We start from the raw sequence: 8,013 nt of genomic DNA, 5'->3' as shown, positions 1-8,013 counted from the left end.
CAGTTTAACGCGCGCTTCCACTCCGTCATTGATCAAGTGAAACAATTTCCTCCGCCTCAGCCACCAGTCGATCGCCTACGGTAGCCCGACCACTTCCGAGAATATAACCACGCCGACGCTTGACCACTTCAAAATAGAGGTCAATTCGGTCCCCAGGCTTCGCGAAGCTATGGAAACGAACGCCATTGAGGTTGGTCAGATATGAAATACCCCTTTTGTCAATCGCAGCGAATGCCGCTAATTGTGCAAGCGACTCCACGATCAGCATAGGAGGCATGTATGGATTAGCCTCTGTAATAAACCACTCACTCCGGGTAACAAGCTTGTACCCCTTCGCCCATTGCGACGTTTCGTACCCGGTCACGCCATCGAGCAGAAGAAATGGGTACCTGTGCGGAAGCACATCCTCAATACGGATTAGCTCTTCGCTCACAGGCTTATACCCCCTCCCACTTACGAACGGCAAGACAAACGTTGTGCCCTCCAAAGCCAAAAGAGTTACTAATCGCCGCACGGACTTCACGTTCCTGATATACATGCGGTACAAAATTCAGTTCAGGGGCTTCGGGATTGTCGCAATTGAGTGTCGGTGGTACTTTGCTGTGGATCATACTCTGTACCGTTGCAATTAATTCGACTGCCCCTGCACCGCCCATTAAATGGCCTGTCATGGATTTAATAGACGATATCGCCAAACGGGGAGCATGCTCTCCAAATACTTTTTGAATAGCGTTAATCTCCATTCGGTCATTAAACGGCGTACTCGTACCGTGGGCATTGACATAGTCAATCTCCTGCGGTGTCAAGCCGCCATCTTGCAGTGCTATATTAATCGCTTCTGCCGGGCCGGAGCCTGAGGGATCTGGAGCCGTGATATGATATGCATCTGTTGTGCATCCGTAACCCGCCACTTCAGCCAAAATGGTGGCCCCCCGGTTCAAGGCATGTTCCAACTCCTCCAACACTAGAACCCCTGCTCCTCCACCGATGACAAAGCCATCGCGATCCGTATCAAACGGGCGACTGGCCTTCTGTGGCTCTTCATTACGTCTGGAGAGAGCGTGAATATTCGCAAAAGATGCCAAATCAAGCTGACTAAAGTTGGCCTCTGCTCCTCCAGCTACTACGACATCAGCCGTGCCATACTGGATCGTACGTAATGCTTCGCCGATGGCATTGCTTCCTGTAGCACAAGCTGTAACTACGGCAAACGAGGGTCCCTTTGCTCCAATAGCAATAGAGATTTCGCCAGGCGCAGAATTAATCATCATTGAGGAAACAAAATAAGGCGAAACCCTTTTAGGACCCAGCTCTGTTAGTTTCCGGTAGTTCTCCTCTATGACATCAAGACCGCCTGCCCCAGAACCGACGATAACACCCACACGACCTGCATTCCGTTCATCAATGACTAACTTCGATTGCTCGACTGCCTGGCGGGCAGCCGCCAAGGCAAATTGAGTGAACTGCGCAACCTTTTGCGCTTCCTTTTTGCTCATATACTCCAACGGGTCAAAGCCCGTAACCTGCGCACCAATTTTTGTTGGTATATTTGCTGTATCGAAAACAGTGACAGGTCCGATTCCACTTTTTCCTTCCAGCAATGAATTCCAGAAATCTGTAAGATGAAGCCCGACCGGCGTTACGACTCCCTGTCCTGTCACTACAACACGTCTTCTCACCATACCCACGTCCTTCGCTGAAATTAATTCTTGGAAGCCTGTTGCTCGTAGAGAGGAAAGTCGCCATATACATGACTAATTTTCTCATGCACATCTGCAAGATCAGCAAATACCTCGACGACCACAAGCTTGTTCTCCTTGTACTTTTGCCAAGCAAGCTGAAGCTGTTCCCGAGCCTCCCCCTTGCTCCGGATCGCCAGACTTTCGACAAACTCATACTGGGGAATTTGGATACCTGTTTTGACCGCCTCCGAAACAAATGGGAAGTCCTGTCCTGAGATATGCTTATAATTCATCTGATTTTGCAGCCAACCGTAGCCGCCATTATTAAGTACAAGATAAATTACTGGTATTTGATACTGTACCGCCGTCATAAAATCTGAACAAAATAGATTGAATGCACCGTCACCTACAAGCGCTACTACCGGGCGTTCTGTCGCCACACTTGCCCCCAGAGCAGCGGCCGCACCGAAGCCGAGACTCGTTTGATCACTGGGAACAATCGAAAGTGAGCCTGAGGCAAAACGGAAATATGGATAAAAGTAAGACCACATATCCTGCAATCCGTTCTCTTGTAAAAGCACCAGGTCTTCAGGGAACTCTGCCTGAATCATGTCCAACAGCTCTGGAACGTGGATGCCGGGGGCCCTTTTCAGCTCTTCCAGATAATTAGCCCTCTGAGAAAAAGCCTTCTGTTTGCATCTCCCGATCGTTTCAAGCCATGCCTCATCAGGCTCTTGCCCGCGTCGTTCAAGCCATTGCTCCACTGCCGCATATCCGTCACCAAGCAACTTAATGCCCCTGAATTCGTGAGCGAAATCCTCCAGCTCTACATTGACTTGAATCAAAGGCGTATCCTGCAGCAAAATATCCCACTCGAATGTAGCCGTTTCTTCCAATCGGCTGCCCAGGGTAATAACTACATCAGATTCATTCCAGATTTGCCTCAGACTCAGATCGGTATAAAGCCCGGCAACACCACAGAAAAGTGCATGATCTTCATTAATTACGCTTCTTCCCGAGGCAGTCGCGAACAAGGCTGCTCCATGTTGGCTGGCGAACCGCTCAATGGCATCACCTGTTCCTGACTTCATTCCGCCTCCCACTAGAATAAGTGGCTTGCGGGCTGTCTCAATAATGCTCCATGCCGCATCCAACTCCCGAAGTGATGGAGAGCACGACAGCTTTTCTGGCGGGGCAAACTGAAGCTCTGTGGGCACAGGCTGGTCCATCAGGTTTTCGGGTAGTTCGATATAGACAGGTCCCGGTGCTCCATTGATAGTCAAAAAGGCAGCCCGCTCCATTGCCCATACAAGCCGATCCACATGCTCGACACGGTAAGCCCATTTTACGAGTGGCTTCACGAGTGAGATTTGATCGGCTTCTTGAAAGGATCGGGTACCCAGCTTGTCTCCTCCGGTGCCAAGCGCCAAAAGCAGTAGCGGGGCACCCAGGTTCTTGGCTTCCAGCAGCCCCGTAAGTGTATTGCTAAGCGCAGGGCCTTTCCCCACAACACACACGGACATCTGGTTAGTTGTGAGCGCATAGCCTGCGGACATAAATACAGCATTACGCTGATCTTTGCAGAGAATAAAATCCATACCGGATGAGGGGAGTGACGCTACGATATTGAGATCGTCACTTGGTAATCCAAAGAGGTGCTGAACCCCAGCCGACTGTAAGTAGCCAATGATGGCATCCCAGGGGGATATACTTGCGGTCATACCAAACTCCTCTTTTCTGACAAATATTCTGCGACAATTTCCGAGATCAAGATCGGCTTCGAAACGAGCTTATAATCATAAAAAATATAGTTCGACATCGTGCCATAGCCACCAAAAGGCTTATTGCCCTGATCCACATCCTCAAGTGTTTGATTAATGGTCAATGTGTGCTTCTTTCGTAGAACATCAGTCAGATGCTCCGACCCGTATAAGCTGCAACCCATTGCCCGTTCGCTGAAATAACTGGAGGAAATGCGTTTGATCAATTGCTCGTCGTCTTGGTAGCTAACTACATTGAACACTGGTGAAAAATACTCAATAATCTCCAAGTTCTGATCCAATTCGCTATATACAACCGTTGGCTCCATCTTTTTCGTACGGAAATCAATGCCGCCGCCATAAATAATAAACTTATCGTTTGTATTAAAATATTCAGAAACCGAATATAGCGTGTCTTTATAGAATATAGGGGAGTAGTTCGCATTCGGGTCATTGTTGGCTCCAAATACGAGTTCGTCAAGCCGTTGAATCAGCAAGTTTTTGAATGGCTCGCTCACCTCTTGATGTACCAGGATGATGTCAGGTCCCAGGCAGTCCTGTCCGGAGTTGAACAATCTCATGCGGATCACATCAGTAACCGCCAGCTCCAGATCGGCATCTGGCCCAATGATGAAAGGATTGATCCCTTGCCCATAAAAAATGTAGAGCTGATCTTTGCGGATCTGCTTTTTGATCTTCTCCGCATTGGTGTAGCTTCCGGTAAACACCACAATATCAGCCGGCATCACGGAGTTTTCCATGAACACCTTCTGGCTAACTTTACGAATATAGATGGGTAATTCATGTACAGCCTGAAGCTTTTCATGCAGCATATTGACGTACTCGTTTACGTGAGAAGAAGGGCGAAAGTCTATATTTTCAACGTACAGGGATGGAATCAAGAGGTATAATGCATAGGAGTACAAAATGACGTTGGAGGGCATGAATACAGCCATAGATCGTTGCCAGCTTGGCTGATGGGTCTGCACTTCTTGCAATGCACCTTGAAGTGTGAGGATCGTGGAGTCAATTTCTGCATTGGCGGCCCGATAGGATGAAAACTGCGTGAGAATATCCATCACTTCTTGCCGATTTTCAATCAAATAATTGAGGCATTTCAGAATAGATTCATGCCTTTTCAAAAACAGCGTGTTTTCTGCCAGTTCTGGATTTATACTCATGGCACATTCTCCCTTTCCTATATGCGATTTTGATAAATATCTTGTTATGCTTTGCGAGAAGCAGCTTTCTCTAGAGCAGTCCGCTCCATCTCCAGACGATCTACTTTTCCATTGCGATTTAAAGGAAAATGATCGAGTGGAAGCAAAAGATCGGGAAACATGTAAGAAGGGAGCACCCGATTCATCTCTTTGCGGAGCACAGGTAAGACCTGTGGGGATTCACTTTCGATGAATGCAACAAGCAAAGTCCCTTTTGCCTCATCCTCCAAAGTAATCACGCAGGATCGGTAACCTAGCGAACCAATTCGGTCTTCGATATAGACTGGAGAAACCATGTAGCCCATCCGATTGACCGTCTTACCGCTGCGACCAATAACATACAGCATTCCGTCATCCAGATAGCCTAGATCTCCCGTCTTGAACCAGCCATCCTGTAGAACAGATTGTGTCAGGTCTGGACGATTCAGATAACCTTCCATACATCCGGCACTTCGTATCCACACTTCGCCTACGATACCGTCTGCCTGCTGGTTGCCTGTAGAATCAAGTATTTTCAAATCCACACCGGGTAATGGTTTGCCACAACCCTTCGGACAATCCAGCGTCCCCAGCGTAACGTTGCCCAGTTCAGAAAGGCCATAACCATTCAGCAGGGGCTGTCCAAATATGTTGTTAAATTTCTCTTCGAGGTCTTGGGTAAGTGGAGAACCGCCTACGCACCACATGCGGACTGGAGATTGCTTGATCAATTCCAGCTGTTCGGGTTTTCGGCTTAGCATACGCAACAAGGTGTAAAAAGCAGAGGGGTTAGCGTCTACGACCGTCGCCCGGTCTTTCGTAATACTTGCAATGACGCTCCAGAGGTTTTTTGGATTGCAGATGATGAGAGAACATGAGGTTAACCACCAGGAGAAGATAAGTGAAACTCCATAAAAATGAGAGAAAGGCACCACGGGGAGCATATGGTCAGACGGTATGTAGTTCATAGCGTGTATAGAATGCCTGATATTCTCCATAAAAGCTGAACCAGCTTTCACGATTCCCTTGGGTTTTCCCGTCGTACCTGAAGAATACAGAATGAGCGCATCAGATCTCTCGCACCACTTGTTAAAGTCGAGGGCTTCGGACTTTGGCTCTCCCACCCAATACGGGTGTACTGCTTCTTCTTGAATGAGATCTTGAATCAGAATAACGAGAGCATGAGGAAGTTCTAAATCGGAATCCGTCAGGATGCAACAGGCACCCGCTTCATCATAGATTTGGGCCACCTCATCAATTACAGTCTGCTCGTCCACCACAGTTACCGAGACTGCGAGATGACACAGGGAGAACAGAGATACAACAAACCAATAGGAATTGGCCGCTTTTAGAATCACTCTACCGTCTTCAGGAATTCCTCTGAGAGTCAACATCCGTGAGAAGATCGCCACGTCCCGTTCCAGGCGCTCCCTGCTCATAATTCCTTCAGGTGAGATAATACGGCAATCCGTATGCGTAATAAGCACAACGTTCCCTCCTTACATCCCCGTAATATGGTATCCAGCATCTACATGGATCACTTCACCCGTAATGCCTCTCGATAAATGGGAAAATAGGAATAACGCCGTATCTCCGACTTCGGACGTATCGACCGTCTTGCGTAGGGGCGTAGTTTCTTCAATATGCTTTAGCATTGTGTTAAAATCTTTAATGCCATAGGCGGCCAAAGTACGTATAGGACCAGCCGAAATTGCATTTACACGAATGCCATAAGTACCCAGATCATTCGACAGATAGCGCATGCTGGCTTCTAGTGAAGCCTTTGCTACACCCATAATGTTGTAATTCTTGATGGCTCGTTCTGCACCGATATACGTCATGGTGACGATACTCCCACCCTCAGTCATCAGCGGATATACGCGACGGGATACGGCAGCCAGAGAATAGGCACTGATTTCTTGAGCAATTGCGAATCCCTCGCGAGAAGTGTCGACGAACAAGCCCTCCAAATCCTCAGCCTTAGCAAAAGCAACACTGTGGAAATATCCGTGTAAGACGCCTACCTTCTCCTTAAGAAAATCCGTCAGCGCGTCCAATTCTTCATCGCTCTGTACATTGCAAGGACAGACAATTGAACCCGGAATGGTTTCAGCGAGCTTTAGCACCCGTTCTGCAACCCTCTCATTTTCGTAAGTAAAAATGAGATTTGCTCCTTCCGCAGCTAAAGATTGGGCTGTCCCCCAGGCAATACTCCTGTTATTAGCTACACCCATAATCAAAATGTTTTTTCCACTCAGTAGTACTGCCACAGAAACCACCTTTCTTTTTTACATTTTTAAACATAATAACAACTTAATTGCGTTTGTCTACATATATAGACATATATAATCTTTCCTGGAATATTATCTCGTCAGTTGCCAAACTTATATAGGCGCCGTTTTAGGCAGATGCCAAGAATATTTTAAAAATTGTGAATGCTGTTTTTATTGGTCTGTGTCCAAATCGAAAGGAGTCCATGCGTGTGAAAAAAGTAGAGAGGCAACAATAAGGTGACTGTCAAAGTGATTGTAACATAAAAATATCATACTATTATAAATATTTCCATTCCAGCGATAGACTCATCCCATTATCGAAAGTAACCACTTCATTTTCACCAGCAATGACTCTCCCGATTTGAACATTCTGAGTGACCAGCCTGATTCGGTTCAAGCTTGAGGCTCTATTCTTCTTCGCTAAGCCTTATGTTTATGTTTTTTAGGAGCTACCGTATAGCTAAAGGAGACAACAAAGTCGATTGCCAGAACGATCGCCCATGTTTGCATAATGCCCTCCAATGCCGCCGTACGCTGCGGATCACCTACATATACAATGATGGCGAGCAACAAAGCGTTGCCTATAGCCCAGCCCAAGAGGTGAAGCAGCCAACCTATCCGTTCCTCTTTTGCATGCGCAGCACCATACTTGCGTTCAGGCTTAGGTCCTTTACCAAACCAATGAGAGAACCGTACATCCGCCCACTTAATTAACCTATGACCAAACGCTACGGTAATACCAAAATAACAGGCTGCCAGGCCAGTAGCAGTCGTAATCTCCATGCCACTTCTCACCGTGATGAACACCGCAATCAGTAACAGGATATCAATAATTGGGGTAAAGAGTAAAAGAAGGCCCCCTAATTTCTTCAACCCAAACATATACCTTGCGACTAACCCTGCAACAACAAAAACCCAAAACAAAACCTCAGCACTAATAATAAATAAATACATAATGGACGATTCCTTTCAAATTTGAAATTGGTATTCCCCTAAGTCCCCCCCTTCATGCCCACTATCATACAATATTATACATAATATTCCTAGTATTTTGTCTATAATTACATAAAAGGAAACAAATAGCCGTTTTTTTACAAAA

Annotated in this window: 7 protein-coding genes; all 7 read right to left on the bottom strand. The window is 46.8% G+C overall.

Annotation, left to right across the window (positions count from 1 at the left end):
- Positions 1 to 25: 25 nt before the first annotated feature.
- The 7 genes from PPM_RS00410 to PPM_RS00380 all read right to left on the bottom strand — a co-directional run bounded on the left by PPM_RS00410 (position 26) and on the right by PPM_RS00380 (position 7,868).
- The gene (locus PPM_RS00410; protein WP_013368718.1) at positions 26 to 433 is read right to left on the bottom strand and encodes a 3-hydroxyacyl-ACP dehydratase FabZ family protein; all 408 of its coding nucleotides are present in this window, start codon (positions 431 to 433) and stop codon (positions 26 to 28) included.
- A 4-nt stretch (positions 434 to 437) separates the two neighbouring features.
- A complete protein-coding gene (gene fabF / locus PPM_RS00405) occupies positions 438 to 1,682 on the bottom strand; it encodes a beta-ketoacyl-ACP synthase II (RefSeq protein WP_013368717.1) in 1,245 nt (414 codons plus the stop codon).
- A gap of 20 nt (positions 1,683 to 1,702) precedes the next feature.
- On the bottom strand, positions 1,703 to 3,403 hold the full coding sequence (locus PPM_RS00400) for a thiamine pyrophosphate-binding protein (protein WP_013368716.1): 1,701 nt from the start codon (positions 3,401 to 3,403) through the stop codon (positions 1,703 to 1,705).
- On the bottom strand, positions 3,400 to 4,623 hold the full coding sequence (locus PPM_RS00395; RefSeq protein WP_013368715.1) for an aldehyde dehydrogenase family protein: 1,224 nt from the start codon (positions 4,621 to 4,623) through the stop codon (positions 3,400 to 3,402). The genes PPM_RS00400 and PPM_RS00395 overlap by 4 nt, the downstream gene beginning before the upstream one ends.
- A 44-nt stretch (positions 4,624 to 4,667) precedes the next feature.
- Complete coding sequence (locus tag PPM_RS00390) at positions 4,668 to 6,128, bottom strand: class I adenylate-forming enzyme family protein (protein WP_013368714.1); 1,461 nt, start codon at positions 6,126 to 6,128, stop codon at positions 4,668 to 4,670.
- A 12-nt stretch (positions 6,129 to 6,140) separates the two neighbouring features.
- The gene (fabI, locus tag PPM_RS00385) at positions 6,141 to 6,911 is read right to left on the bottom strand and encodes an enoyl-ACP reductase FabI (protein ID WP_013368713.1); all 771 of its coding nucleotides are present in this window, start codon (positions 6,909 to 6,911) and stop codon (positions 6,141 to 6,143) included.
- A gap of 423 nt (positions 6,912 to 7,334) precedes the next feature.
- Positions 7,335 to 7,868: a hypothetical protein gene (locus tag PPM_RS00380; protein ID WP_013368711.1), complete on the bottom strand. Its 534-nt coding sequence runs from the start codon at positions 7,866 to 7,868 to the stop codon at positions 7,335 to 7,337.
- Positions 7,869 to 8,013 lie beyond the last annotated feature (145 nt).

Source organism: Paenibacillus polymyxa M1 (assembly GCF_000237325.1).
GTDB classification, from domain to species: domain Bacteria; phylum Bacillota; class Bacilli; order Paenibacillales; family Paenibacillaceae; genus Paenibacillus; species Paenibacillus polymyxa_C.
Note: the sequence above shows the minus strand (reverse complement) of the source record. Positions and strands in the feature narration are given on the sequence as shown.

Coding starts and splice junctions, on each gene's coding strand:
- fabF (WP_013368717.1), bottom strand. CDS start 1,682: ATGGTGAGAAGACGTGTTGTAGTGACAGGACAGGGAGTCGTAACGCCG.
- PPM_RS00400 (WP_013368716.1), bottom strand. CDS start 3,403: ATGACCGCAAGTATATCCCCCTGGGATGCCATCATTGGCTACTTACAG.
- PPM_RS00395 (WP_013368715.1), bottom strand. CDS start 4,623: ATGAGTATAAATCCAGAACTGGCAGAAAACACGCTGTTTTTGAAAAGG.
- PPM_RS00380 (WP_013368711.1), bottom strand. CDS start 7,868: ATGTATTTATTTATTATTAGTGCTGAGGTTTTGTTTTGGGTTTTTGTT.